The 24621-nt window shown below is 43.4% G+C and carries 25 protein-coding genes and 1 pseudogene; 15 read left to right on the top strand and 11 right to left on the bottom strand.

Translation table 11 applies throughout. The features are described from left to right. Nucleotides 1–195: 195 nt before the first annotated feature. The 3 genes from ACW5MY_RS19755 to sspO all read right to left on the bottom strand — a co-directional run bounded on the left by ACW5MY_RS19755 (nucleotide 196) and on the right by sspO (nucleotide 983). The gene (locus ACW5MY_RS19755) at nucleotides 196–567 is read right to left on the bottom strand and encodes a spore coat protein (protein ID WP_013352424.1); all 372 of its coding nucleotides are present in this window, start codon (nucleotides 565–567) and stop codon (nucleotides 196–198) included. A 93-nt stretch (nucleotides 568–660) separates the two neighbouring features. Continuing rightward, nucleotides 661–807, bottom strand: coding sequence for a small acid-soluble spore protein P (locus ACW5MY_RS19750; protein ID WP_003153984.1), 147 nt, complete (start codon nucleotides 805–807; stop codon nucleotides 661–663). A 29-nt stretch (nucleotides 808–836) separates the two neighbouring features. Beyond that, nucleotides 837–983: an acid-soluble spore protein SspO gene (sspO, locus tag ACW5MY_RS19745; RefSeq protein WP_003153982.1), complete on the bottom strand. Its 147-nt coding sequence runs from the start codon at nucleotides 981–983 to the stop codon at nucleotides 837–839. A 231-nt stretch (nucleotides 984–1214) separates the two neighbouring features. Between sspO and acnA the strand changes: the two genes are divergently transcribed. From acnA to ACW5MY_RS19710, 7 genes are all read left to right on the top strand, one after another. Next, nucleotides 1215–3941 (top strand): aconitate hydratase AcnA, encoded by a 2727-nt coding sequence (gene acnA / locus ACW5MY_RS19740; RefSeq protein ID WP_014470353.1) that lies wholly within the window; start codon nucleotides 1215–1217, stop codon nucleotides 3939–3941. A 61-nt stretch (nucleotides 3942–4002) separates the two neighbouring features. Beyond that, nucleotides 4003–4512, top strand: a complete 510-nt coding sequence (locus ACW5MY_RS19735; RefSeq protein WP_013352426.1) for a TlpA family protein disulfide reductase — start codon at nucleotides 4003–4005, stop codon at nucleotides 4510–4512. A 79-nt stretch (nucleotides 4513–4591) separates the two neighbouring features. After that, on the top strand, nucleotides 4592–4717 hold the full coding sequence (locus ACW5MY_RS19730; RefSeq protein WP_012117651.1) for an FbpB family small basic protein: 126 nt from the start codon (nucleotides 4592–4594) through the stop codon (nucleotides 4715–4717). A gap of 63 nt (nucleotides 4718–4780) precedes the next feature. Further along, nucleotides 4781–4927, top strand: a complete 147-nt coding sequence (locus ACW5MY_RS19725; protein ID WP_013352427.1) for an acid-soluble spore protein N — start codon at nucleotides 4781–4783, stop codon at nucleotides 4925–4927. A gap of 24 nt (nucleotides 4928–4951) precedes the next feature. After that, nucleotides 4952–5194: a small acid-soluble spore protein Tlp gene (gene tlp / locus ACW5MY_RS19720; protein ID WP_013352428.1), complete on the top strand. Its 243-nt coding sequence runs from the start codon at nucleotides 4952–4954 to the stop codon at nucleotides 5192–5194. An 84-nt stretch (nucleotides 5195–5278) separates the two neighbouring features. Continuing rightward, entirely contained in the window at nucleotides 5279–5695 is a 417-nt protein-coding gene (locus tag ACW5MY_RS19715; protein WP_013352429.1) for a YbgC/FadM family acyl-CoA thioesterase, read from the top strand. A gap of 15 nt (nucleotides 5696–5710) precedes the next feature. Continuing rightward, a complete protein-coding gene (locus tag ACW5MY_RS19710; RefSeq protein WP_013352430.1) occupies nucleotides 5711–6010 on the top strand; it encodes a hypothetical protein in 300 nt (99 codons plus the stop codon). 31 nt (nucleotides 6011–6041) lie between these two features. On the opposite strand, the gene ACW5MY_RS19705 is transcribed toward ACW5MY_RS19710, so the two are convergent. Together ACW5MY_RS19705 and plsY are read right to left on the bottom strand one after the other, a co-directional pair. Continuing rightward, the gene (locus tag ACW5MY_RS19705) at nucleotides 6042–6329 is read right to left on the bottom strand and encodes a HesB/YadR/YfhF family protein (protein WP_013352431.1); all 288 of its coding nucleotides are present in this window, start codon (nucleotides 6327–6329) and stop codon (nucleotides 6042–6044) included. Between the two features lie 86 nt (nucleotides 6330–6415). Next, nucleotides 6416–6997, bottom strand: a complete 582-nt coding sequence (gene plsY / locus ACW5MY_RS19700) for a glycerol-3-phosphate 1-O-acyltransferase PlsY (RefSeq protein WP_013352432.1) — start codon at nucleotides 6995–6997, stop codon at nucleotides 6416–6418. A 152-nt stretch (nucleotides 6998–7149) separates the two neighbouring features. On the opposite strand from plsY, the gene ACW5MY_RS19695 reads away from it, so the two are divergent. From ACW5MY_RS19695 to parC, 3 genes are all read left to right on the top strand, one after another. Continuing rightward, the gene (locus tag ACW5MY_RS19695; RefSeq protein ID WP_013352433.1) at nucleotides 7150–7557 is read left to right on the top strand and encodes a CoA-binding protein; all 408 of its coding nucleotides are present in this window, start codon (nucleotides 7150–7152) and stop codon (nucleotides 7555–7557) included. A gap of 424 nt (nucleotides 7558–7981) precedes the next feature. Beyond that, complete coding sequence (gene parE, locus ACW5MY_RS19690; RefSeq protein ID WP_013352434.1) at nucleotides 7982–9949, top strand: DNA topoisomerase IV subunit B; 1968 nt, start codon at nucleotides 7982–7984, stop codon at nucleotides 9947–9949. Nucleotides 9950–9951: 2 nt separating this feature from the next. Continuing rightward, entirely contained in the window at nucleotides 9952–12375 is a 2424-nt protein-coding gene (parC, locus tag ACW5MY_RS19685; protein ID WP_013352435.1) for a DNA topoisomerase IV subunit A, read from the top strand. A 59-nt stretch (nucleotides 12376–12434) separates the two neighbouring features. On the opposite strand, the gene ACW5MY_RS19680 is transcribed toward parC, so the two are convergent. Both ACW5MY_RS19680 and ACW5MY_RS19675 read right to left on the bottom strand, forming a co-directional pair. Beyond that, nucleotides 12435–12560 carry a hypothetical protein gene (locus tag ACW5MY_RS19680; RefSeq protein ID WP_013352436.1) on the bottom strand — a complete coding sequence of 42 codons (126 nt, stop codon included), beginning with the start codon at nucleotides 12558–12560 and terminating at the stop codon, nucleotides 12435–12437. Between the two features lie 24 nt (nucleotides 12561–12584). Beyond that, complete coding sequence (locus tag ACW5MY_RS19675) at nucleotides 12585–12935, bottom strand: hypothetical protein (protein WP_462061934.1); 351 nt, start codon at nucleotides 12933–12935, stop codon at nucleotides 12585–12587. Between the two features lie 375 nt (nucleotides 12936–13310). On the opposite strand from ACW5MY_RS19675, the gene ACW5MY_RS19670 reads away from it, so the two are divergent. From ACW5MY_RS19670 to ACW5MY_RS19650, 5 genes and pseudogenes are all read left to right on the top strand, one after another. Next, nucleotides 13311–14729 carry an alanine/glycine:cation symporter family protein gene (locus ACW5MY_RS19670; RefSeq protein ID WP_013352438.1) on the top strand — a complete coding sequence of 473 codons (1419 nt, stop codon included), beginning with the start codon at nucleotides 13311–13313 and terminating at the stop codon, nucleotides 14727–14729. 361 nt (nucleotides 14730–15090) lie between these two features. Next, nucleotides 15091–15929 (top strand): annotated as a pseudogene (locus ACW5MY_RS19665) (hypothetical protein). Next, nucleotides 15910–16518 carry a DUF4166 domain-containing protein gene (locus tag ACW5MY_RS19660; protein ID WP_013352441.1) on the top strand — a complete coding sequence of 203 codons (609 nt, stop codon included), beginning with the start codon at nucleotides 15910–15912 and terminating at the stop codon, nucleotides 16516–16518. Before ACW5MY_RS19665 ends, ACW5MY_RS19660 begins: the two are co-directional and overlap by 20 nt. Further along, nucleotides 16512–18122 carry a YndJ family protein gene (locus ACW5MY_RS19655; RefSeq protein ID WP_013352442.1) on the top strand — a complete coding sequence of 537 codons (1611 nt, stop codon included), beginning with the start codon at nucleotides 16512–16514 and terminating at the stop codon, nucleotides 18120–18122. The genes ACW5MY_RS19660 and ACW5MY_RS19655 overlap by 7 nt, the downstream gene beginning before the upstream one ends. Before the next feature lie 802 nt (nucleotides 18123–18924). After that, the gene (locus ACW5MY_RS19650; protein WP_013352443.1) at nucleotides 18925–19236 is read left to right on the top strand and encodes a DUF4870 domain-containing protein; all 312 of its coding nucleotides are present in this window, start codon (nucleotides 18925–18927) and stop codon (nucleotides 19234–19236) included. A 53-nt stretch (nucleotides 19237–19289) separates the two neighbouring features. Here the strand turns inward: ACW5MY_RS19650 and ACW5MY_RS19645 are convergent, their stop codons facing one another. The 4 genes from ACW5MY_RS19645 to ACW5MY_RS19630 form a co-directional block, all read right to left on the bottom strand. Then, a complete protein-coding gene (locus tag ACW5MY_RS19645) occupies nucleotides 19290–20690 on the bottom strand; it encodes a HAMP domain-containing sensor histidine kinase (protein ID WP_013352444.1) in 1401 nt (466 codons plus the stop codon). Nucleotides 20691–20692: 2 nt separating this feature from the next. After that, nucleotides 20693–21400 (bottom strand): response regulator transcription factor, encoded by a 708-nt coding sequence (locus tag ACW5MY_RS19640; RefSeq protein WP_014470349.1) that lies wholly within the window; start codon nucleotides 21398–21400, stop codon nucleotides 20693–20695. Nucleotides 21401–21545: 145 nt separating this feature from the next. Beyond that, nucleotides 21546–22817, bottom strand: coding sequence for a glucuronoarabinoxylan endo-1,4-beta-xylanase XynC (gene xynC / locus ACW5MY_RS19635; protein WP_014470348.1), 1272 nt, complete (start codon nucleotides 22815–22817; stop codon nucleotides 21546–21548). A gap of 97 nt (nucleotides 22818–22914) precedes the next feature. Next, nucleotides 22915–24453, bottom strand: coding sequence for a glycoside hydrolase family 43 protein (locus tag ACW5MY_RS19630; RefSeq protein WP_289394461.1), 1539 nt, complete (start codon nucleotides 24451–24453; stop codon nucleotides 22915–22917). Between the last annotated feature and the right edge of the window lie 168 nt (nucleotides 24454–24621).

Below are 24621 nucleotides of genomic sequence, written 5' to 3'. Positions count from 1 at the left end.
AGACAGAATAGAAGAACACATGAAAAAAAGAATAGAAAAAATGATAGATGTCCAGTCAATCCGGTTGCTAGAACATATTCTATCGTATAGTGATTCTGCTATTTGGCCATGGGAGTTTCACTTTGAGGGTATATGACTGATATGAACGGACAAAAAAAGCTGCTTTCATTGAGGGATGAAAGCGGCTTTTTTATGTTACAGAGGAAATTGAAAGGAAAAAGAGGCAGGGGTCTCATTTGGCTCCTTGTTCATGGAGACGGTCAGAATATGGTTTGTGAAATCAGTGAGAATATGTTTGTCATTCAGATAAAAAGGAAGCATCATTTGTTTGTTTAACGTCCGTTCAAGCGTTTTAACAGAGAGCATGAATTCAAGTCCCGAAAGAGTGACGGTCATCGATTGCACCGGCTTTAGCGCCGTCAGGTCAGCTTCAATGATATATTGACGGCTTGTTTCATATAGATCAATCGGCAGCGTCTCGTCATACCAAGCATACGGATCCTCGTAAAACTGCCGCAGCCATTCCTCGGTATCATCAAATTCTTCAGCGTTTTTTGAATGATTCATGGAAGCATCCCTCCATATTAAAAGCCTTGCTATAACGTATGCAGACACTTTGAATGGGTGAATGACATAAAAAAACAGACACCAAGGTCTGTTTTACATATCGTGGCTTGTATTATGTTTTTGTCTTGTATGGTTGCGGTTTTTCACTTTTTTGCTTCCGCTTAGCGGTTCCGGCTGGCCGGGATTATGGCCCTTCGGAGCATTTTTATGCATATCTTTGCTCGTGTTTTTATTTGTCATGTTAAAGCCTCCTTTTTAAGGTGTGACGGCTATTGGTTTGTTTTTCTTTTTTTATTGTTCTGCCGTTCTTCTTCCGTCAGGACAAGCTGGTCATTTTCTATATAACCCGCGCCTTTGCCTTGGCTTTTCGCGTCATTCATGCCGTTTATTACATGATTGGCTTTCCGTTTTACCATGATCATCACCTCAACATTAATATGGCTCTTTGCAGCCCGTTATATGAGGCGTAAATCAGGACAAAATTTACCGAAAATCATACTGATAAGACGATCTTATTGTATTTAATAAAAACATTGATATTTACTTATGTATGATTTTATACTAAGATGAAATTGTGAGAAAATTGTGATGCAATGTGAACATTCATCTAAAGAACGATCTTGATCTTTGAAGGGGGATTTTGGGGAATGACAAACCAGCAAAAAGTCGCAACACAAGACGTTTTCCAAGCAAGAAAAACATTTTCTTCAAATGGGAAAACATACAACTACTATTCATTAAAAGCATTGGAAGACGCAGGCGTCGGCAATGTTTCAAAACTTCCTTATTCTATTAAGGTTCTTTTGGAATCCGTTTTGCGTCAGGTAGACGGACGCGTCATTACAAAAGAACATGTTGAAAATTTGGCAAGATGGGGTACTGCTGAATTAAAAGATATTGATGTGCCGTTTAAACCGTCACGTGTTATCCTTCAGGACTTTACTGGCGTTCCGGCAGTAGTTGACCTGGCATCTTTAAGAAAAGCAATGGCCTCTGTCGGCGGAGATCCGGATAAAATCAATCCGGAAATTCCGGTTGACCTTGTCATTGACCACTCCGTACAAGTAGACAAAGCCGGTACGGAAGACGCGTTAGCCATTAATATGGACTTAGAATTCGAAAGAAATGCAGAACGTTATAAATTTTTAAGCTGGGCAAAGAAAGCGTTTAACAATTATCAGGCTGTTCCGCCTGCAACAGGAATCGTTCACCAGGTAAACCTTGAGTTTTTGGCAAGTGTCGTCCATACGAAAGAAGAAAACGGAGAGCTTGTGACATATCCTGATACTTTGGTGGGGACAGATTCCCATACAACAATGATTAACGGAATCGGCGTTCTCGGATGGGGTGTCGGCGGTATTGAGGCGGAAGCGGGAATGCTCGGCCAGCCTTCATATTTCCCTGTTCCTGAGGTCATCGGCGCGAAACTTGTCGGAAAATTGCCTAACGGAACAACGGCAACTGACTTGGCGCTGAAAGTCACTCAAGTGCTGCGCGAAAAAGGTGTAGTCAATAAATTCGTTGAATTCTTCGGCCCAGGGGTTGCTGAGCTTCCGCTTGCGGATCGGGCGACTATTGCCAATATGGCGCCGGAATACGGAGCGACTTGCGGATTCTTCCCTGTTGATGAGGAAGCACTTTCTTACCTGCGTCTGACCGGCCGTGAAGAAGAACAGATCGATGTCGTAGAAGCATACTGCCGCAACAACGGTTTATTCTATACGCCTGACGCAGAAGAGCCGATTTTTACAGACGTTGTAGAAATTGATCTGTCAAAAATCGAAGCGAACCTTTCAGGCCCGAAACGTCCGCAAGATTTAATCCCGCTCTCTGTCATGCAGGAAACGTTTAAAAAACATCTCGTCAGCCCGGCAGGCAACCAAGGATTCGGAATGGATGCGGCTGAAGAGAACAAAGAAATCTCATTTAAACTTAACAGCGGCGAAGATGCAGTTATGAAAACAGGGGCTATCGCGATTGCCGCCATTACAAGCTGTACGAATACATCAAATCCTTATGTATTAATCGGTGCTGGATTGGTAGCCAAAAAAGCGGTTGAATTAGGACTGAAAGTGCCGAATTACGTTAAAACATCACTTGCGCCGGGATCTAAGGTTGTTACCGGATACTTAGTCAATTCAGGCCTGCTTCCTTACATGAAGGAGCTCGGTTTTAACCTTGTCGGTTACGGCTGTACGACATGTATCGGGAACTCCGGCCCGCTTTCTCCTGAGATTGAAGAAGCGGTCGCTAAAAATGATCTGCTGATCACTTCCGTCCTGTCAGGAAACAGAAACTTTGAAGGCCGGATCCATCCGCTTGTCAAAGGAAACTACCTTGCTTCACCGCCGCTTGTTGTCGCGTACGCATTGGCAGGCACTGTGAATATCAACTTAAAATCTGATCCGATCGGCGTTGGAAAAGACGGACAAAACGTTTATTTCGATGACATCTGGCCGTCAATGGATGAAATCAATTCTCTCGTTAAACAGACTGTTACGCCTGAATTATTCCGTAAAGAGTATGAAACGGTATTTGATGACAACCAGCGCTGGAATGAAATCGAAACGACGGATGAAGCACTATATAAATGGGATCAGGATTCCACTTATATCCAAAATCCGCCGTTCTTTGAAGAAATGTCTGTAGAGCCCGGAAAAGTTGAGCCTTTAAGAGGGCTTCGCGTTGTCGGCAAATTCGGCGATTCCGTGACGACTGACCACATTTCTCCGGCCGGAGCAATCGGAAAAGACACACCGGCGGGCAAATACCTGCAGGAAAAAGGCGTTTCTCCTCGGGACTTTAACTCTTACGGCTCACGCCGCGGAAACCACGAAGTCATGATGAGAGGAACATTCGCCAATATCCGTATTAAAAACCAGATCGCGCCGGGCACAGAAGGCGGATATACAACACACTGGCCTAGCGGTGACGTGACATCTATTTATGATGCCTGCATGCGGTATAAAGATGATAAAACGGGTCTTGTCGTCCTGGCCGGCAAAGATTACGGAATGGGCTCTTCACGTGACTGGGCTGCAAAAGGAACAAACCTGCTTGGCATCAGAACAGTCATCGCAGAAAGCTTTGAAAGAATTCACAGAAGCAACCTCGTCTTCATGGGTGTGCTGCCGCTCCAGTTCAAACAGGGTGAAAACGCAGATACACTGGGCTTAACCGGTAAGGAAGTCATTGAGGTGGATGTTGATGAAACTGTACGTCCGCGCGACTTGCTGACTGTCAGAGCAATCAGTGAAGACGGTACGGTAAAAACATTTGAAGTTGTTGTCCGTTTTGACAGTGAAGTGGAAATTGATTACTATCGCCACGGCGGCATTTTACAAATGGTGCTTCGCGATAAAATGAAACAGTAGCAGAATGAACAAAAGAGAGAAAGCAATCCGCTTTCTCTCTTTTTATGCGGGAGGCTTTGAGATGCTTGCGAAATGGCTGGGCGGAGTGTTGCTTATCGGGTTGTTGGTATATGCGGGCTGGAATATTTATTCCGTACAAACAAGTCCGAAAGAAGGGACAGAAGAAGGGATGAAGGCTCCTGACTTTACACTTGACACACTGGCAGGAAAAAGCAGCTCCCTTTCTGATTATAAAGGAAAAAAAGTGCTTCTTAATTTCTGGGCGACGTGGTGCAAGCCATGCCGAATGGAAATGCCCGATATGCAGGAGCTTCAGAAGGAATATCCTGATATTGCGGTAGTAGCCGTTAATTTCACATCCTCTGAAAAAAATATACAGGCTGTGAAATCATTTGCTGAGACTTATCAGCTGACTTTTCCAATTCTGATTGATAAAAGCGGAATTAACGGAGATTTCAACGTGCTTTCTTATCCGACATCATACATATTAGACGAAAAAGGAACCATTCAGCACATACGAGTAGGCACGATGACGAAAAAAGAAATGAAAGAAAAACTGGATCTCAAGTAGAGGTTCAGTTTTTTTATGTGCGAAAGGCTAATCTTTTAAAAAATTGGAAAAAATGAATGAAAACACGGAGGTGAGAAGATTGAAAAAAATGAGAAAACGCTCTTTTCATGAGTTGGTTATGGAGAATAAACGTGAGTTGATGACCAATACCGAATATTTGAATCAGCTTGAAGAAAAGCTGGAGCAGCGGTTCAAACAAAAATAACCTTTAATTTGCAGTCATGTTTGCGCCTCCTTTTGCGAAATATACTCTTAAGGAGGGATGAACATGGGCACAAACAAGAAAGACGGCCAGCCGCAATACGCTCCGAGCCACTTAGGGACAAAACCCGTTAAATATAAACGCAACAAAGGGGAAAAGTTTCATGACAAGTCAAACGGACATCCGATTGTCATGCAGACGAAAGGCGAATAACATCAACAAAGGAGAGCAGACATTATGAAAAACAATTACAAAAAACCGAATCCGGATGACCGTTCCGATAACGTTGAAAAGTTGCAGGATATGGTTCAGAATACAATTGAAAATATAGAAGAAGCGAAAGAATCAATGGAATTTGCGACAGATGAGGAAAAACAGCGCATTCAGGAGAAGAATGCCAGACGCAATGAAAGCATTGAATCGTTCCGTAATGAAATTCAGGATGAATCAGCTGCGAGAGAAAACGGATATCAATCGTAATAAAAACCAGGGAAACCTGGTTTTTTCTCTTTCTGTCTTGTTGTGATAAAATAGGGCTATCTGATAATAAGGGAGCAGAGAACGTTGCATGTGTCAAAAAAAGAAATAGAAGTGCGGTATGCGGAAACAGATCAAATGGGCATCGTCTATCATGCCAATTACTTAGTCTGGATGGAGGTCGGCAGAACGGCATTGATTAAAGACCTCGGATTTCTGTACAAGGATATGGAAGAAAGAGGGGTGCTGTCACCTGTAGTGGATATCAGCATTTCTTATAAAAAACCGCTCCGCTACGGAGAAACGGCTGTCGTACATACGTGGATTGAAGAATATAACGGATTTAAAACCGTTTACGGCTACCATATCTATAATCCGGATCAAGAGCTTGCGATCGAAGCGACATCCTCGCACATATGCGTTGATAAACAGAGCTTCAAACCGATTCAGTTCCGCAAGGCCTTTCCTGATTGGCACGCCGCTTACGAAAAGGCAAAAAAATAAGGAGCGGCTGCAGTTATGGCATTTGGAATTACGCGCAAAGAACTGGAAAGATGGAAGCGGGATGTATCGGAAGGAAAAATCGCTTTTTTAACGCATTACTGGCTGGACGACCGCTTTCCGCAGGCTAAGACCGTGACGAAGGCCGGTTCAAGCGATCTCAATAAGCTGATCAGATGGGGAGCTGAATACGGGCTGAAGCCCGAGTGGATTCACCATAAAACTGAGTTTCCGCACTTTGATCTGCTCGGTGAAACCCAAAAACGCATATTAGAAAAAGAACGTCTGACTGATCATATCAGAAGGTTTGAGCTGTAAAAAAAGAACGCATCCGCTGCGTTCTTTTTTCTTACACGTAATTAAATACCGGCTCTTCTGACTGATCTGAATATGTGACGGACAAATCGTGGTTATCAAAGTACCATAAGTCGCTTTCTTCAATAAAAAAGGTAATGCCTTCAACTTCCGTACTGATGCCGGCGTTCACCGGCTGGTCTTTTGATACACCGAGAGAAAAGCCTTTCTGGACATTGCTGCACCCTCCGTAACGGACAAAGAAACGGACCTGATCGCCTGTTTCCAGTTCAAGCTCTTCTTTATACCAATCCAGCGCGTCTTTGTTTACTTTCATGTTCATCCGGAACACTCCCTTTTTGTTTCTCATAAAGAAATTATCTCTATTATAAACGCATACGGCATTTTGATGTCAAAAATGAAGTTTCATCAAAACCATTTGATCTTCGGTTCTGTTTTGTTTATAATCCGTTTGATGTTTGCCCTGTGTCTGTAGATAACAAACGCCGTCAGGAGCGTCACTACGATTAATAAATAAGGATCTTTTACAAACAGACAGTAAATAATCGTATAAATCCCTGTTAACATTGAAGACAGAGAAACAAATTTCGTAAGGAATAAAAATACGAAAAACACTGCAACCATCGTTACAAATAACAGCGGAGCATAAAACAGCAGGACGCCTCCCGATGTGGCTACGGCTTTTCCGCCCTTGAATTTCGCGAACACGGGGAATACATGGCCGATCACTGCTGCCACCCCTGCGAGAAGAGGATGAATGGGAACGTGCAGTAAGTACGGCAGCGCCGCGGCTAAGGTGCCTTTTAAAATATCGGCTGCAACGACGACAGATCCCGCTTTAACGCCAAGCGTGCGAAAAGCATTTGTCGCGCCTAAATTTCCGCTTCCGTGTTCTCTAATATCAATCCCTTTTGCAAGTTTGCCTACCACTAAACCTGACGGGATGCTGCCCAATACATAGGCCAAAATAATCAATAAAGCAATCAACATCTACATTTCTCCTTTTCAATGTCCCTTCACTCTATTTTAACACGAGTTGTTACCATCTGATGACAAGTTTTTTTGAGAATTAAGCTGACAAACCGCTTTTTTTGATTCCGATGAAGCTGTCGTGTACAATAAATCAAAAGGAGATGGTAAAGATGCAAAATCCTTCAAAATCAGAGATTAAAGACATTCTTGACCGAAGCAAACGGATCGCAGTCGTCGGGCTGTCAGACCGTCCCGACCGGACTTCTTATATGGTCTCCAAAGCGATGCAGGATGAAGGGTACGAGATTATCCCCGTCAATCCGACGATTGATGAGGCGCTTGGCGTGAAAGCGGTCGCTTCGTTAAAAGACGTGGAGGGACCGATTGATATCGTGAATGTGTTCAGACGCTCTGAGCAGCTTCCGGGTGTCGCTGAAGAATTTTTACAGACAGACGCTCCCGTTTTTTGGGCGCAGCAGGGCCTTGCAAATGAAGAAGCGTATCGCATGATTACAGACAAAGGAAGGACGGCTGTTATGGATTTATGTATAAAAGTCGCCCGCGCTGTTATAAAATAGGAACAAAAAAAGGCAAAAATCCTTGGCAAATCAGGGGTTTTTGCTTTTTTATTGAAAGAATACTCTTTGCGTATGGTGTTGAAACAGATACAATAAAGCATGAACAGTTTTTTTAGAAACCCCTTTATACAGGGGTTTACAGTCTGTTTGCGATGGCCGGCAAAAATCTATATAATAGAAAGCGAACTCATGTTCTTATTTGCCGAAAAGGGCACCAAAAAGATGAAAAGTCGTTCGAATGTATGTCTTGCGGCCTAAAAAACGAGCCATTCGCTTAAATATGTTGCGAAATCAAGCATATTGGTTATAATTGTGAGTCCGAGGAGAATTGGACCGAAGCTTGCGCATACTGAAAAACAAAGACATGAAAACACTTAAAAAAGAGAATGATTAAGAGCAGGTTTTTTGAAAGGGGTTTGTACGTTTGGCTAGAAAACAGCAATTTGATTACAACGAAGATGCCATACAGGTGCTTGAAGGCCTGGAAGCCGTCAGAAAACGACCGGGAATGTACATCGGTTCGACGGACGCACGCGGCCTGCACCATCTGGTATATGAGATCGTCGACAATTCCGTCGATGAAGTTCTTGCCGGCTACGGAGATCATATTATCGTAACGATACATAAGGACAACAGTATCTCCGTGCAGGACAGGGGGCGCGGAATGCCGACCGGGATGCATAAGCTCGGAAAGCCGACACCGGAAGTTATTTTCACCGTGCTGCATGCGGGAGGTAAATTCGGACAGGGCGGCTATAAAACAAGCGGAGGTCTGCACGGCGTCGGCGCATCTGTCGTAAACGCTTTATCAGAGTGGCTGACAGTTACCATTGAGCGTGACGGCCATGTTTATAAACAGCGGTTTGAAAACGGCGGCAAGCCTGTGACTTCACTTGAAAAGATCGGAACGACCAAAAAAACGGGAACGCTTACCCATTTTAAACCTGATCCGTCAATGTTCAGCGCAACGGTTTATAATTTTGACACGCTGTCAGAACGTCTGCGCGAATCCGCATTTTTATTAAAAGGCTTGAAAATAGAATTAATTGATGAGCGGAACGATGTGAAAGAAGTATTTTATTATGAGAACGGAATTGAAGCATTTGTCGCTTATTTAAATGAAGAAAAAGACGCTTTATGCGAAGTGGTTTCCTTTGAAGGCGAGCATCATGACATTGAAGTCGATTTTGCGTTCCAATTTAATGACGGATACTCAGAAAATATGCTGTCATTCGTTAATAACGTCAGAACAAAGGACGGCGGAACCCACGAATCAGGAGCCAAAACGGCAATGACAAGAGCGTTTAATGAGTATGCGCGAAAGGTCGCGCTTCTGAAAGAGAAAGACAAAAACCTCGAAGGCGCCGATATCAGGGAAGGTTTGTCCGCGATCATTTCCGTGCGGATCCCGGAGGAACTGCTGCAATTTGAAGGCCAGACAAAAGGAAAGCTTGGCACAAGTGAAGCGAGATCAGCCGCAGACGCTGTCATTTCTGAGAATCTTGCTTATTTCTTGGAAGAAAACCGCGATACGGCGACCCTGCTCGTCAAAAAAGCAATTAAAGCAAGCCAGGCCCGTGAAGCGGCCCGTAAAGCGAGAGAAGAAGCGAGAAGCGGCAAAAAACGCAAAAAATCAGAAGCGACGCTGAGCGGAAAACTCACACCTGCCGGTTCCAGAAATCCGGCGAAGAATGAATTGTATCTCGTGGAGGGAGACTCTGCAGGAGGTTCTGCAAAGCAGGGAAGAGACCGGAAATTCCAAGCCGTCCTGCCTCTTCGCGGAAAGGTCATCAACACAGAGAAAGCAAAGCTTGCTGACATCTTCAAAAATGAAGAAATCAATACGATTATTCATGCGATCGGCGGCGGAGTCGGCGCAGATTTTGAGATAGAGGACATTAATTATGACAAGATCATCATCATGACGGACGCGGATACCGACGGCGCGCACATTCAAGTCTTGCTGCTAACGTTTTTCTACCGCTATATGAAACCTTTAATTGAGCAAGGAAAAGTCTTCATCGCGCTTCCGCCTCTTTATAAAGTGAGCAAAGGGAGCGGCAAGAAAGAGATTATTGAATATGCTTGGTCCGATGAAGAAATGGACGGCGTTTTAAAGAAAGTCGGCAAAGGCTACACCATTCAGCGCTATAAAGGTCTGGGAGAAATGAACGCAGACCAGCTCTGGGAAACGACGATGAATCCTGAATCGCGAACGCTCGTCAGAGTAAAGATTGACGATGCGGCACGCGTAGAGCGCCGCGTAACGACATTAATGGGAGACAAAGTAGAACCGAGAAGAAAATGGATTGAAAAGAATGTTGCCTTCGGATTAGACGAGGAAAGCAATATTTTAGAAAATGAAAACTTGTCGGTCGCTGAGGAGGTTTAATAGTGGCACAGCCAGAATTATTTCATGATTTACCGTTAGAAGAAGTAATCGGCGACCGTTTCGGACGCTACAGTAAATACATTATCCAAGACAGGGCGCTGCCTGATGCACGTGACGGTTTAAAGCCGGTGCAGCGAAGAATTTTATACGCCATGCACGCAGACGGAAATACATTCGATAAAAATTTCCGGAAAGCGGCGAAAACGGTCGGAAACGTTATCGGTAATTATCATCCGCACGGAGACAGCTCCGTTTATGAAGCGATGGTGCGGATGAGCCAAGATTGGAAAGTGCGGAATGTGCTGATTGAAATGCACGGCAATAACGGCAGCATTGACGGTGATCCGCCGGCTGCCATGCGTTATACGGAAGCGAGATTATCTTCTATCGCATCAGAGCTTTTGCGGGACATTGATAAAAACACGGTTGAATTCGTTCCGAACTTTGATGACACAAGTAAAGAGCCGGTTGTTTTGCCTGCCATGTTTCCTAACTTGTTGGTCAACGGATCAACCGGGATTTCGGCGGGCTATGCGACTGATATTCCTCCTCATCATCTGGGTGAGGTCATTGATGCCGTCATTAAGCGGATTGAATCGCCCGATTGCACCGTCGATGACTTGATGCAGGTGATTAAAGGGCCTGACTTTCCGACAGGAGGCATTATTCAAGGTGTCGACGGTATTCGGAAGGCCTATGAAACCGGTAAAGGCAAAATTATCATCCGCGGAAAGGCTGAAGTGGAAGCTGTAAGAGGCGGACGGGAGCAGATCGTCATTACAGAAATCCCGTTTGAAGTAAACAAAGCCAATCTTGTAAAGAAAATGGACGAATACCGCATTGATAAAAAAGTCGAAGGCATTTCTGAAGTCCGGGATGAAACGGACCGCACGGGACTTCGGGTGGTCGTTGAATTAAAGAAAGAAGCCGACGCAAAGGGCATCTTGAATTTCTTATATAAAAACACGGATCTGCAGACAACGTATAACTTTAATATGGTCGCCATACATAACCGCCGGCCGATGCTGATGAGTCTTACGGCCATTCTGGATGCGTATATTTCCCACCAGAAGGAAGTTGTGACAAACCGCTCCGTCTTTGAATTGCAAAAAGCAAAAGAGCGGCATCATATCGTTGAGGGACTGATGAAGGCACTGTCTGTGTTAGATGAGGTCATTGCCGTTATCCGGGCAAGCAGCGATAAAAAGGATGCAAAACAAAATTTAATTTCTAAATTCTCATTCACGGAGCCTCAGGCGGAAGCGATCGTATCCTTGCAGCTGTATCGTCTGACAAACACGGATATTACGGCGTTAAAAGAGGAAGCGGAAGAGCTCAGCAAGAAAATTCAGGAGCTCGAAGCCATTTTAAGTCATGATAAAAAGCTGTTAAAAGTCATTACCAGCAGCCTGAAAAAATTGAAAAAGACCTATGCTGACAGCAGACGTTCGGTCATTGAAGAGAAGATTGAGGAAATTAAAATCAATCTGGAAGTCATGGTTGCCTCTGAGGACGTATATGTGACAGTCACGAAAGATGGCTATGTAAAACGAACAAGCCAGCGGTCATTTGCCGCTTCCAACGGCCAGGATTTCGGGATGAAGGACACGGACAGGCTGATTCACCAATTTGAAATGAATACAACGGATGTTCTCCTGCTCTTTACCAATAAGGGAAGCTATATATATTGTCCGGTTCACCAGCTTCCGGATATCAGGTGGAAAGACATGGGGCAGCACGTAACGAACATCACCACGATTGACCGTGATGAAACGATCGTGAAAGCTATATCGGTAAAAGAATTTAATCCAGCTTCATATTTATTGTTTATGACGAAAAACGGTATGGTGAAAAGAACTGAAATGACGCATTACAAAGCGCAGCGCTACTCGAAAGCGCTTGTTGCTCTTAACCTTAAAGGGGACGATGAGCTGGTTGATGTTCATGTCACAGACGGCGGCTGTCAGCTGTTTATCGCCACCCACCTCGGGTACGGCTTATGGTTCGGTGAAGATGAAGTGAATGTAGTCGGAGCCCGTGCGGCCGGCGTGAAGGGCATTAATTTAAAAGACGGTGATACCGTCGTATCAGGACAAATCCTGCATGAAACAGATTCGCTTGTCCTCGTCACACAGCGGGGAGCCATCAAACGGATGAATCTCTCTGAATTCGAAAAAACATCCAGAGCAAAGCGCGGCGTCATCATGCTGCGTGAGCTTAAAAAGAACCCGCATCGTGTTGTCGGAGTATTCGCTTGCGCTTTAGCCGACACGATTGCTGCAGAAACAGAAAAAGGCGAGAGAATTGAAACCACCGTGAAATCCTTGCGGGCTAATGACCGGTACAGCAACGGCTCCTTCTTTACAGATGAAGATGAGACAGGGCCGGTAACAGATGTATGGCGCATACCCGCGTCTGATGTTTAAGAGTAAAAATAAAATAAAAAAACCTCCGCTCAATTGGTCCTGAGCGGAGGTTTTGCTTTTTAGCTTTCGTGGCTGCCGAATAAGTCAGTGATAGCGTGAACGACTTCAATTCCCTGCCATACAAATAAGTTCAATGCAGTGAATGAAAATAAGCCTAAAATCACCATTCGTAAGATAAACAACATGTTTAACGACCTCCTCATTTTATGTTACATAGACAGGCGATGTTGAACATGAAGCTTATCGAAATACGAGGACTGATAAAATTTAGCGATTAAAAAGCTTTTCTTTCGCTGTCTTCTCCGGGAAGCGGGGCGTTTTCTGTCTGATATCACCATCAGTGAGACAGAAGCGGCAAAAAGCGCCGTCAAAATAAATGAGCCCGTCAGCGATTTTTTGTCATCAACGTTTTGGCCGGCCTTCATTTCGTGCATTTCCTGCTGATCGGCTACCGCTTTAAAATGATGAGCAGTGTCAAACGCATGGGGAATGGAGAGCAAATGAAAGCTTGCAATCGCTAAAAATAAAATAGATGCTTTTAGAAACAAGATTTTTTTCAAATGTTCTCCCCCCTTCATAAGTCTGAATATTTTTATTATAATACCCTAATTTAAATTAAAAGTAAACACATTTATTAAATTTAAAAAATTATTATCCTGGTTAAGTATATACCATTCCGTCCGTCTTTTCATCTCTTTTTTCTTAAAGGCTATTTGTTATCATATGCACGCAAGCCTTCTGACGTGACAACATTTTTCAGTCTGAGGGATAAAAAAAGAGCATACCAATAAGGAAAGCGTAATGGAGAAACCAAAACATTTTCTTAAAAAAACTTCTCAACACCTGTTTGTGTGATATAATAATACTCGTTGTGTTAAAAAATCTAACATATGCAGCAAAATGACAGTAAAAGATATGTAAAAGGGAGGTTAAACATGGAGGCTTTCATCAGTGAAATCATAAATGTTCCAAATGATTTTATTTGGAAGTATCTTGTTTATATTTTAGTAGGAATCGGATTGTTTTTTACGTTCCGTTTTCGCTTTATTCAATTCCGATACTTTATTGAAATGTTCAGAATCGTCGGGGAGAAGCCGCAAGGAAATAAAGGAGTGTCTTCAATGCAGGCATTCTTTATCTCGGCCGCTTCCCGTGTCGGAACCGGAAACTTGACCGGTGTCGCGCTGGCGATTGCAACAGGCGGTCCCGGCGCAGTATTTTGGATGTGGATCGTAGCGATTGTCGGTATGGCTTCCAGCTTTGTGGAAAGTACGTTGGCGCAGCTTTATAAAGTGCGTTCAGGCGAAGATTTCCGCGGCGGACCGGCATATTACATGGCAAAGGGCCTCGGCGCCCGCTGGCTCGGTATTTTATTCGCCGTATTGATTACCGTTTCTTTCGGGCTTATATTTAATGCCGTACAGTCAAATACGATTTCCGTCGCGTTTGACGAAGCATTCCATGTGAATAAAACAGTTATCGCAATCATTTTAGCTGTATTAACGGCTTTCATCATATTCGGCGGTCTGAAACGTGTTGTATCCGTTTCACAATTAATCGTTCCCGTCATGGCGGGTATGTATATTCTGATCGCGCTGTATGTCGTTATTGTGAATATTACGGCGGTACCTGAGCTGCTGGTTACGATTGTGAAAAATGCGTTCGGTCTTGAGCAGATCGTCGGCGGAAGCTTAGGGAGTATCATTATTATCGGAGCGCAGCGCGGCCTGTTTTCAAACGAAGCGGGTATGGGGAGCGCGCCGAATGCCGCAGCAACTGCACACGTGTCGCACCCGGCTAAACAGGGATTCATCCAGACGCTCGGCGTGTTTTTTGATACTTTTATCGTTTGTACATCGACTGCTTTTATCATTTTATTGTACAGCGTTACGCCTAAAGGCGACGGCATCCAAGTGACACAAGCCGCACTGCAGCACCATCTTGGCGGCTGGGCGCCGACATTTATTGCGATTGCGATGTTTTTATTCGCATTCAGCTCAGTCGTCGGCAACTATTACTATGGTGAAACGAACATTGAATTTATTAAAACAAGCAAAACATGGCTTAACATTTACCGCGTATTCGTCATCGTGATGGTGGTATACGGATGTTTGGCTGACTTCCAGATTGTCTGGGATATGGCAAACTTGTTTATGGGACTCTTGGCTCTCATTAACTTAGTGGCAATCTTGCTGCTGAGTAATGTAGCCTACAAGATCTATAAGGATTATGCCGCTCAGCGCAAAAAAGGTCTTGATCCCGTGTTCAAAGCTGAGAATGCCCCAGAGCTGAAGCATATTGAAACATGGGCGGAAGAAGAAGGTACAAGCCCTGAACGCAAGACTGCTAACTAAGGAAATTTGCATATATTTTTCAAAACCCCTCACAGAAAAATGTGAGGAGTTTTTTATGTGAAAAACTGTTCTTGTAAACAGACTTTTTTGAATTTATTGTATTTTCATCTTGTATCTGTAAGGGTTTTCGTGTAAAGAAGGATCTCACATTGGCAACCCAAAATGGGGCTGATTTTCACCAATTTCTCTGTCGGATTTGCTATGTTTAACTGAAGATAAAAAGACAAAATCACTTATATATAAGTCAACAAAGTCACAGAGGCTCTCCTGCTGGAAACGGGATGGCCTTTTTGTTCTGCCGCTTTATCTGTTCCTATGATAATATAGGAATTGTTTACAAAAGAAGGGAAGAGGAGGGGGCATGAAACAGAAGCCGATATATGTCGAAATCAATATTGCATCTGATATAGAAACGCTTTGGGAATATACGCAAAACCCGCTTCTTCATAAGGAATGGGACCTGCGCTTTTCTGACATTACATATCTTCATAGGTTGCCAGGTGAACCGCAAAGATAAAGATTCCTATATGAAACACGGATCGGTTTTGGGCTGAAGGTATCCGGCACAGGCAAATCAATGGGTGACAAAAGGCCTCAATCGTCAGAAAGGGTCTCAGCGCTTGCATTTGCCTCTGATCACCCGCTGTCTCTGATAAAAGAGGGCAGAGGCTATTGGAAGTATATAGAGCGGGATAACGGAAACATACATTTTTGACTCAATATTAATATGAAACGGCCCGCGGTCTGCCGGGAAGATTGATAGACCGGTTTTTATTTCGTCCTCTGCTGGGCTGGGCTACCGCATGGAGCTTTGATGCGTTACGGCTTTGGATAGAACAAAACAGACATCCTAAGATATCCATCCGTTTTGGATTTGTCTATGTCTTGATGTGTCTGATATTCAGTCTGTATTGGTTTTTTCAAGGCTTTTATGATTGCTTTGCCGATGCAGAGATAGTGAGGGGCGCGCTGGAGACAGGGTTAGGGGTATTATGGCTGCTTCCCATGCGGAGAAAGCGGCTGATTCACGCCGGGCAGTCAGTCTTCTTTTGTATATCGGCAATGCTATATTCCGGCGGCGGATTCGCGATCCCGTTAGGAATACTTACGATAGCTGGTTTGATTCTTGAGCTTAAGCTGCCGAGCGCCGGACATACAAAACGAAAGAGAGAGAAGCGAAATGACGGATTCAATGTATGAAAAAGCAATTATTCATTATCAATCACTGCATCCAATGCTGCAGAAAAGGTACAGGCTTGGCGGATCAAGCACATTTTGCGGAGAAGGAGTTATGTCAGAAATTAAGGGAGGATCTTTGTTTGTCAGAATGCTTTTAAAGACCGGCGTTTTTTTCAGATGTTTTTTCTCAGAGAGGGGCAAAGATATCCCTTTTACCATCGAAAACAAAAACAGGCTAAATGGCGTGGAATGGAACCGTACCTTTTTCTTTAAAGGAAAAACGCGTTATTTTGATGCAGTCATGGAATATGACGAGCGGGAAAATAGAATTCTTGATTACTTCGGCAAGCCTCACATCCTTCTGTCTGAACTGCATTTAGAAGCGTCTTCAGCCGGAGGGCTTGTCATTACATCCGGAAAGCAGTGGCTCCTGATAGGCGGAAAGAAAATCCTGCTGCCGGCATGGCTGTGCGGCAGTTCAACCGTTTATGAGGCTTATGATGAGGAGATGAATTGCTTCAGCATAAAGGTACATGTGAAAAACCGGATACTCGGCACACTTTTCTTTTACCGGGGGACTTTTCGGGAAACAGAGGGAGAAATATGCTGAAACGTCATCTTATTGTAAGTGCGGTTTGCTTTTTGGGATTTGCGGCGGCTGAAGCTCCGCATCTATCAGCTGCTGAGACGTTTGTTTTATTATCCGTCCTTCTTTTCGTTCCTGCTGTATTCCCTTTTGCTTTTCGGTCTTCAAAAACTTTAGAGAACGTGTTATTACGGAGTTATCCTATTGCCGCTTTAAGTGCGGCGCTTGCGCTGATCACAGACTTCAGCTTTTTTGCCGTTGTGTGGTTCATTTATACGCTTGGTTTGGCGCTGTATGCTGTACTGCGGCTGGTGAAAACAAATATTCATAGAACAGAAGAGATGTCAGTTATGGCAGGCTTTGTTTATTTAGCCGGCGGCGGAGTCTGGTTTTTCGCATACGTTCTTCAGATTCCCGTCATGGATTTCAGTCCGCTTATCGTGCTGCTGACGGCTGTGCACTTTCACTATTCCGCATTTCTTATTCCGATCTTCAATGGTTTGCTCGGAAGGATCATCCGGGAGAACCGCGTCCTTTACAGGTGGAGCACGGTCATCATTTTGATTTCGCCGATTCTTATTGCCATGGGGATTACATTTTCAAAGACACTTGATGTGATTGCCGTCGCTCTGTATCTGGCGGGTCTGTATGTTAATGCGTATCTCGTCTTTAAGGCGCCGTTTGTTACGAAAACAGGCAGTATCTTAATCAGGGGCTCTTCAGCTGTGTTAATGATAACAATTGCTTTTTCTTTAATATATTCGTTCGGTGTCTTCCGCGGGGAGGCAACGTTTACGATCAGCCAGATGATTTGGATTCACGGGGCCGTCAATGCATTCGGCGTTATTCTGCCGGCTTTGGCCGGCTGGAGAATAGAAAACCCAAGACCGTTCGATGAAGGCAGTGAACGAACGTTCAGCCGTATTTACGGAAAGAGGACGATAGGCAAAAATTTTTTGAATGATATTCATGCAGCAAATGACATACATTATACCGGCCTTCTAGATCAGATGAGAGAGCTGCATTCTGAAGACTTTTCTGCCGAAAAACTGTCGCCGGCCGTTATTTCCTTTTATGAAAAGACAATTGATTATGACATCAAGGCGAAAGTGACGTGGAGCAGATGGTTTCGTCCGTTTGCGCGCATGTACGAGCCGTTCAGCAGAAGAGCGGGGCAGATCCATCTGTCAATGAATCCGGATTGGTATATCATGCACAGCGATATGAAAGGTGTTGACTCTGACAGAGACGGACGAAAGCATGTCCGTGCGTGGATCAGAACTAATGAAAGGCAGGAAACCGTCTTTACTGCACTGTATTCAGTGTACAGGTCAAATGGGGAGGGATACATAAATATTTCTCTCCCGCTGCCGTACAGCCAAATGACGGGCATTTTAAAGCCTTATGCGCATAAGCAGAATCTTGTTTTGACGAGCAGACGCCGAAAAAGCGGAGCGGGTGATGAAGGAATTTATCTTCAAACGAAATGGTGGGCATGTCATCTTCCGCTGGCAGAGACATTTCTTATTGCGGCCCAAAACGAAACAACACTAAAGGCCGTTCATCATATGTGGCTGTTCGGCCTGAAGTTTTTAACTGTGCATTATCGGATCACTCACGCTCCCTGAAGCAAATAACAAGCTGCAAAGCCGTCTGTTCATCAGGCGGCTTTTTCTCATCATATGGGTGCGGGAATATTCATATTGACTGAAAGCGCTTTTGTTATTGTGATGTACTCAAGCAGCCCAATGGCGCTTTATTTCGTTCAAGTTTGCATAGGCTTTCAATTGGCTTTATTTTTCCATTGCTGCTTGGAATGTCGATTGAAACTGTTCCGCAAGACATGAGAGCAACAACGATGGGGGCGTATCAGGCGCTTTATGGACTATGTGGGAAGCCGATGCGAGAAAATCGGCGGAAACGAGCAGGGAAGGTGCGGCAGAGTATTATCAGACATGAATTTTTCATTTGTGCTCGTTTTCATTGGATAATAAAATGCAGAAAACAGCAATGGTTTGCTTTTGATAATTTGAAAATTGCTTTTGTACCGTTTGCAGTGTCAGGTTTGATTCAGCTGTATCTACAACAGGTTAACAAAATGACCGCAAACGCAACAGACCGCTTATTTTGTTATAAATTTCTTTTCTGTCTCAATAACTAAAGTATACTTAAGTGTTGAGACACAGATTTTATTCTTTTGTGCAACTTCCTAGAATATATATTATGTAAACTAGAAAATGAAATTCATATTGGGTTCTTTTAAGCCTGGGTCTCCTTCCTCTGATTATTTAAGCGGTGCTTGTTAATTTAAGGTTGATGTAAGGTTCGGATTAATACAGGTTAAGGTTGAGATTGTACAATAGGTTTGTACTTCAGTAAGGGATTCAGTCAAAGGAATTCCCCTTCAATAAATGATAGAGGTGAAAAGTTTTGAGAGAAAATAAAATTTTGTCTTCATTATGTTACTTCAGTATATTTTTTGCGCCGTTTTTGTTTCCGATTATCGTCTATTTCTTAGGTCAGGACGATGTGAAATATCATGCGAAAAAATCTTTGTGGACGCATTTGATACCTTATTTAATTTTCGGAATTGGCATCATCGGTTCAGGTTTACTTGGTATGAAAGACATCAGTCATGCTGGGCCTTTCCTGCTTGCGACATATGCCGTTACATTTATTTTGGCGATCTATTTTTTCATCTGGAACATTGTCAAAGGAATCAAAGTGTTTTCGGAACAATAAGTAAAAAAACGGTTCTGTTATTGATGAGCAGAACCGTTTTTTTTGTGTGGCCATTAGGATAATTGGATATCTATCGTTGTCCCTTTCCCCGCGGTGCTGTGAATGGTGATGTCCCCGCCGTGCTTTTGGATAATATCCTTTGCTATGGCCATCCCTAGACCAGAGCCTGCATGCGCTGTTCCTGTATTTGTCCCTCTGTAATAGCGGTCAAACACTTTCTCCAGCTCCTCCTCTTCTATCCCTTTGCCGTTGTCCTTAATTGTCACATGGGTTCGTTCTTTTTGTTCAAGCTGTACAACGATCTTCACATCAGGATCATTGTGAACGAGAGCATTTAAAATGAGATTCGTGACCGCTCTTCTGATCAATATTACATCAAGGTTCAGAATCAGCTTTTCCAGGCTGGTTTGAAGCTCAATAGTCTTATCCGCATATCTGGAATCGTTTAAAATATCAATTAATGTTTCCCGCAGCAGCAAAACAAGGTTTACCTGCTCTTTATTTAACATCACATCGTTGTTTTTCAGCCTTGTCGTTAAATTTAAATCTTCCACAACTTCTTTCATATAGAGGGATTTATTCTCAATGATTTGGGCGTAATCTCTGATCTGATCGACTGAAAGATGGTAATTTGGATCTTTGATGATTTCTGCATAGCCTTGTATAGAGGCTAATGGTGTTTTAATGTCATGAGAAATATGACTGATCCATTCTTCACGCATTTGCTCTAATTTATCTTTTTCTTTTTTGCTTGACGATAGTTGTTCCGCTAAGTGATTGACATTATAGAACACATCTTTATAAATTCCTTTGGATGTCAATTTGATCGTGTAATCTCCATTAGCTAATCTTTGGATTCCTTGAATGACACTGCCTAGCGGTTTTGTGAGCTGCCGGCTGAATAGATATCCGATCAATAACGCGATCATTGCATCTATTGATAATAAAATGATGGTCCCTGCATTGAACTTCGTCACTAATTCCTTGGTGTCATATGAGAGGATATACTTTGCGAGAGAGGGATTTTTAAACCCTATAAAGTAACTGTACTCCTTGCCGTTCACTTTTTTTCCGCTGGCGTAAATGGTTGATAATAATTTCTTATCCTTATATTTATGTAAATTCACTATTTCTAAAGGCGTATATTTTTCCTTCAGGCCTTTAGGTGCTCTAGCATGATACACATCTTGTCCGTTTTCATCCAATATCTGAATCCAAGCATTCTGTTCTTTTAAGGCTTGTTGGCCCTCTTTGTTTACTGAAATTCCATTATTGGAAAATGTGACATATTGCTGAAATGATCTTGTGAAGGATTCTGGCGTATTTTCTTCCTCATGTTGACTGTTCGCTTGAAAAATGAGCCAAATCATGAAAACAAATAAATTAATGAAAACAGTAATGATGGTTACTATGATGACAGATACCATGTACCTGCCTGTTAATCGCCAATTCATACTTAAGCATCCTTTACAACAAATTTGTAGCCTAACCCTTTTACAGTGACGAGAAAGTCTGGTGTGGATGGGATGGTTTCTATTTTCTCCCGGAGTCTGCGTATATGAACCATCACCGTATTGTCAGAACCGAAGAAATCTTCTCCCCATACAGCTTGATAAAGTGTTTCTTTACTGATCACCCGATTGGGATGCTGCAAAAAATATGTCATGAGCATGAGTTCTTTAGGTGTTAACTCAATAGCCGCTCCGTTTTTGGTGAGCTCGGCTTGCTGCTGATGTAATTCAAAGGGCCCTGCTTTTATCAGGGTGTCGGTTTGAGATGGCTGTAAGTAAGAAGATCTTCTTAGCTGTGCTTTGACCCGATATGCGACTTCCTTAGGGCTGAAGGGTTTTGTAATGTAGTCGTCCCCACCGATGGCAAGTCCTACAATTTTGTCCGTTTCCTCTCCTTTTGCAGACAAAAAAATAATCGGAACATGTGAAATATCTCTTATTTGCTTACAGATATCATAGCCTTCACCGTCTGGGAGCATGATATCCAATATAACCAGATCTGGATTTTCTTGATGAAATTGAGCCAATCCATCACGGGCAGTAGAAGCTGTAATCACGCGATCAATGCCTTCTCTTATTAATACGGTTTTGATCAGTTCCAAAATTTCTCTTTCGTCATCTATTATTAATACTTTGCTTTGAGTCTGCGACATACATTGATCACTCCTTGAAGTCATTGTCTTTATTATACCCAATGTCCGTGCATAGTTAAAAAATCAATACTTCTCTTGTACCACAGAAAATAAGCCAATTTTCTTTTTTGTGTGAGAAAATTGGCTTATTGCTATGATGTTGTCTTTAACGCTTTACAACAAATGTTGTCACGCTTTGAGCTGGAAGATGAGCCCAGAAATGATTGTCGGTTACATTGAGGTCTGTTCCGGGTTGAAGATTGCTGCTGCTGCTCGTGACCCATCTGGACACTTGTGAAGCAGATCCGTTCTGCAATACAAAGTTTTGGTTGACCCCTGTATTGGTTTTGTTAATGGCCACAATCACGACTTTGTTGTCACCTTTATAGGCTGACACGTAAACATTCGGATTAGGGTTTTTCGTTGCATCAATCCTTACATAGCCGGGGCGCACAAACTTTGAGAAATGAGCCATATTGTAGCCTCGTTTGCTGATCGTGCCATCTTCTTTCATAGGACCGTATGATCTTCGGATGTACCACCAAACATAAGCTTGAAAATCCCCTTCTGTCATCGAATTGTGAATATGCTGTGAAACATCCAAGGCCTCGGGCCATCGATCCGCCGAGTTGTTATCACTGTTCGGATAGTATACTTCCGTCATCCAAAGGTCCTTCCCCGCTCCTTTTTGTTTGAAAAGAGGATAAGGAAACTGACTGACCTGCGTACCATACAGGTGGGTTCCGAGAATATCCATATTCCTAAGCGCCTGCGGATCGTTCAAAATGGGGTCCGATATATTTTTCAAGTATTGAAATGATTCTGGCGCAATCACGCGGGCATTAATGGAACTGGCATTTTCTCTCATGAATCGAAGTATTTCTTGCGGCGTCCACCATGTCCATTCGTGTGCGTAATCAGGCTCGTTTTGCATAGAAATCGCATAAAGATTCACACCATTATTCTTCATGAAGGTAACAAAATCGTTAAGATGCTGCGCGTATGCGGCGTACTTATCGTATCTCAGCCGCTTAGCTGAAGTGTCACCATTATGATTGAAAGTCTCAACCATATCATTTGGCGGATTCCAAGGGGAAGCAAAAACGATTGCTCCATGTTTGATCGCACTCTTTGCAGTCTCTACCTCTTTGTACCAATTATTTCTATTTTCATCCACATGAATTCTTAAGATCGAAAAGCCTAACTGATTCTGTCCATTGCCAAATGCAGTTTCTCTTTGAGCAGCTGTCAAATCTCCAACCCAAGCAGGGTGGTTCATTCCTCCGAAACCGCGAATTACTTGTTTTTCTGCAGATACATTAATTGTTACATCACTTGCCGCTAAGACCTCAGCAGCGCCTGGGCCCATTAACAGTACTGACAGCATAGTGAAACATGCCAATAATAGACAAATTGGTTTTTTTACGCCCGACATCATTTTTTCCTCTCCTTCATATATCTTTTATCTTTTGCCGTATTAGAAAAATGTGTTCTGTCTGCTTTTATTTCGAAAACAAGCGGTGCCATAACTGGTGTTATCTTTGCGTAAACTGCCAGTAATCAAAATTAAACAAGTTTCCTGTACCTGTTCCGGTAAATACAAAGAATACGTTGTGTACACCGGTTACGCCGCTTACCGCAGTTTCTATTTCTCTCCAATTTTGCGTTCCGCCTGTGGAAGGGACATTCAGTGTTCCTGCAAGCTTTCCGTTTACACTGTCAAGCCGCACTTCTATTCTTCCGCCTGCAGCGGATGCTACATTTGCTTTGAACGCCCTGGCACCGCCTGACCCGAAGTCTGCATTCCCTACAGCAATCCAGTCTCCGTTATGAATGTTTGTTATATGTTGATTATTTACCGGCCCGCCGGGTGCAGAGGAATTCTCGGTCAAAATCCGTCCATTCCAGGCAAACGTTTCAGCTTCTACCCGGTTATATGGATTCAAATTAGAAAGCTGTGTTACACCTGTATAATTTGCCGCTACCTCTTGAATGGATCCGTCTGGATTATGCACCAGCTTATTAATATGGGGCGAACGGTATCCTTTCCCGGCTCCGAACAGAGCGGAGCTGACAGTTTGAGTATGATACACCACATACCACTCGTTTTTAAAATTGAAAACAGCATGGTGGTTGTTTCCGCCGCCTCCGAAAAATGCTCCCGGATTTTTCAGAAAGTGCCCTCTATACGTAAAGGGACCCATGGGACTTGAGCCGGTCATGTAGCCGATCTCACCTGGAGGTTTATCGGCCGGGTGCGCGCCCCCGAAATTGAGGCAATAGGAATAGTAATATGTTCCGTTGTGCTTATGCATTCCCGAATCTTCAAACATAAAAGGCGCATCAATCGTAGATGCACTTCCGACAACACTGGTCATATCAGGCCCTAATTTCATGACTCTTGCTGTTTTAGGATTGGCCCATTGCCCCTGTGTGGGATTTGAACCGCCTGGAACGCCTCCGCCGGCATATAGGTAACCAGTACCGTCATCATCTACGAACACTGCCGGATCAAAAAGCCATACAACACTGGACATTCCTGGTGTACTTGGCGTTACCAGCGCTTTTCCGATCGGATCTGTCCATGGGGCGGTCGGGCTGTCTGCGGTGAGAACACCGATGCCTCCGCCGCTGTTTGCGAAATAAAGGAAGAATTTATCCTTGCCATTGATTTTTTTAACTGCGATTGATGGTGCCCATGACGCCCCTGCCCATTTTGCTATCCCACGGCCGCCATTAGCTCCATTAGCACCTGCTACTGGAATGGCTCCGTGGTCTGTCCAGTTCACCATATCCGCTGAAGAAATGACGAATACTTTATTTAAATTGGCAAATGAATTATCTTTAATCGTTCCGTTGCTATTATATTCATAGTCATCACTTGACATATAAATATAGACTCTTCCGTTATAGGTCAGCGCAAACGGATCTGCTCCCAAATGATGGTCGATAAGCGGGTTTGAATTCCCTGCATGTTTTGCAATTGGAGCGCTTACCGCATTCGCATATTCCCCAGGTAAACAGCTCAATAATAAAGCAAGAATCAATAAACATACGCTGCACTTTTTCATCAGCTTAACATCCTCCTGTTTCCACATATTTGGTTTTTGAAAAATATGACAACAATAGGTCATGAAGAATGCGTAAAATGAATGATTTTTAGAGTGAAAACGTTGCAAATATCTGACCCTCTTTTATAAAAAATGCCGCCGATTGCAGTCAGCGGCATTTTGCACTGGATC

Source organism: Bacillus sp. Bwzl_19 (assembly GCF_054900515.1).
Note: the sequence above shows the minus strand (reverse complement) of the source record. Positions and strands in the feature narration are given on the sequence as shown.

Coding starts and splice junctions, on each gene's coding strand:
- ACW5MY_RS19755 (WP_013352424.1), bottom strand. CDS start 567: ATGAATCATTCAAAAAACGCTGAAGAATTTGATGATACCGAGGAATGG.
- ACW5MY_RS19750 (WP_003153984.1), bottom strand. CDS start 807: ATGACAAATAAAAACACGAGCAAAGATATGCATAAAAATGCTCCGAAG.
- sspO (WP_003153982.1), bottom strand. CDS start 983: ATGGTAAAACGGAAAGCCAATCATGTAATAAACGGCATGAATGACGCG.
- acnA (WP_014470353.1), top strand. CDS start 1,215: ATGACAAACCAGCAAAAAGTCGCAACACAAGACGTTTTCCAAGCAAGA.
- ACW5MY_RS19735 (WP_013352426.1), top strand. CDS start 4,003: ATGCTTGCGAAATGGCTGGGCGGAGTGTTGCTTATCGGGTTGTTGGTA.
- ACW5MY_RS19725 (WP_013352427.1), top strand. CDS start 4,781: ATGGGCACAAACAAGAAAGACGGCCAGCCGCAATACGCTCCGAGCCAC.
- tlp (WP_013352428.1), top strand. CDS start 4,952: ATGAAAAACAATTACAAAAAACCGAATCCGGATGACCGTTCCGATAAC.
- ACW5MY_RS19710 (WP_013352430.1), top strand. CDS start 5,711: ATGGCATTTGGAATTACGCGCAAAGAACTGGAAAGATGGAAGCGGGAT.
- ACW5MY_RS19705 (WP_013352431.1), bottom strand. CDS start 6,329: ATGAACATGAAAGTAAACAAAGACGCGCTGGATTGGTATAAAGAAGAG.
- plsY (WP_013352432.1), bottom strand. CDS start 6,997: ATGTTGATTGCTTTATTGATTATTTTGGCCTATGTATTGGGCAGCATC.
- ACW5MY_RS19695 (WP_013352433.1), top strand. CDS start 7,150: ATGCAAAATCCTTCAAAATCAGAGATTAAAGACATTCTTGACCGAAGC.
- ACW5MY_RS19680 (WP_013352436.1), bottom strand. CDS start 12,560: ATGTTGTTTATCTTACGAATGGTGATTTTAGGCTTATTTTCATTCACT.
- ACW5MY_RS19670 (WP_013352438.1), top strand. CDS start 13,311: ATGGAGGCTTTCATCAGTGAAATCATAAATGTTCCAAATGATTTTATT.
- ACW5MY_RS19660 (WP_013352441.1), top strand. CDS start 15,910: ATGACGGATTCAATGTATGAAAAAGCAATTATTCATTATCAATCACTG.
- ACW5MY_RS19655 (WP_013352442.1), top strand. CDS start 16,512: ATGCTGAAACGTCATCTTATTGTAAGTGCGGTTTGCTTTTTGGGATTT.
- ACW5MY_RS19645 (WP_013352444.1), bottom strand. CDS start 20,690: ATGAATTGGCGATTAACAGGCAGGTACATGGTATCTGTCATCATAGTA.
- ACW5MY_RS19640 (WP_014470349.1), bottom strand. CDS start 21,400: ATGTCGCAGACTCAAAGCAAAGTATTAATAATAGATGACGAAAGAGAA.
- xynC (WP_014470348.1), bottom strand. CDS start 22,817: ATGATGTCGGGCGTAAAAAAACCAATTTGTCTATTATTGGCATGTTTC.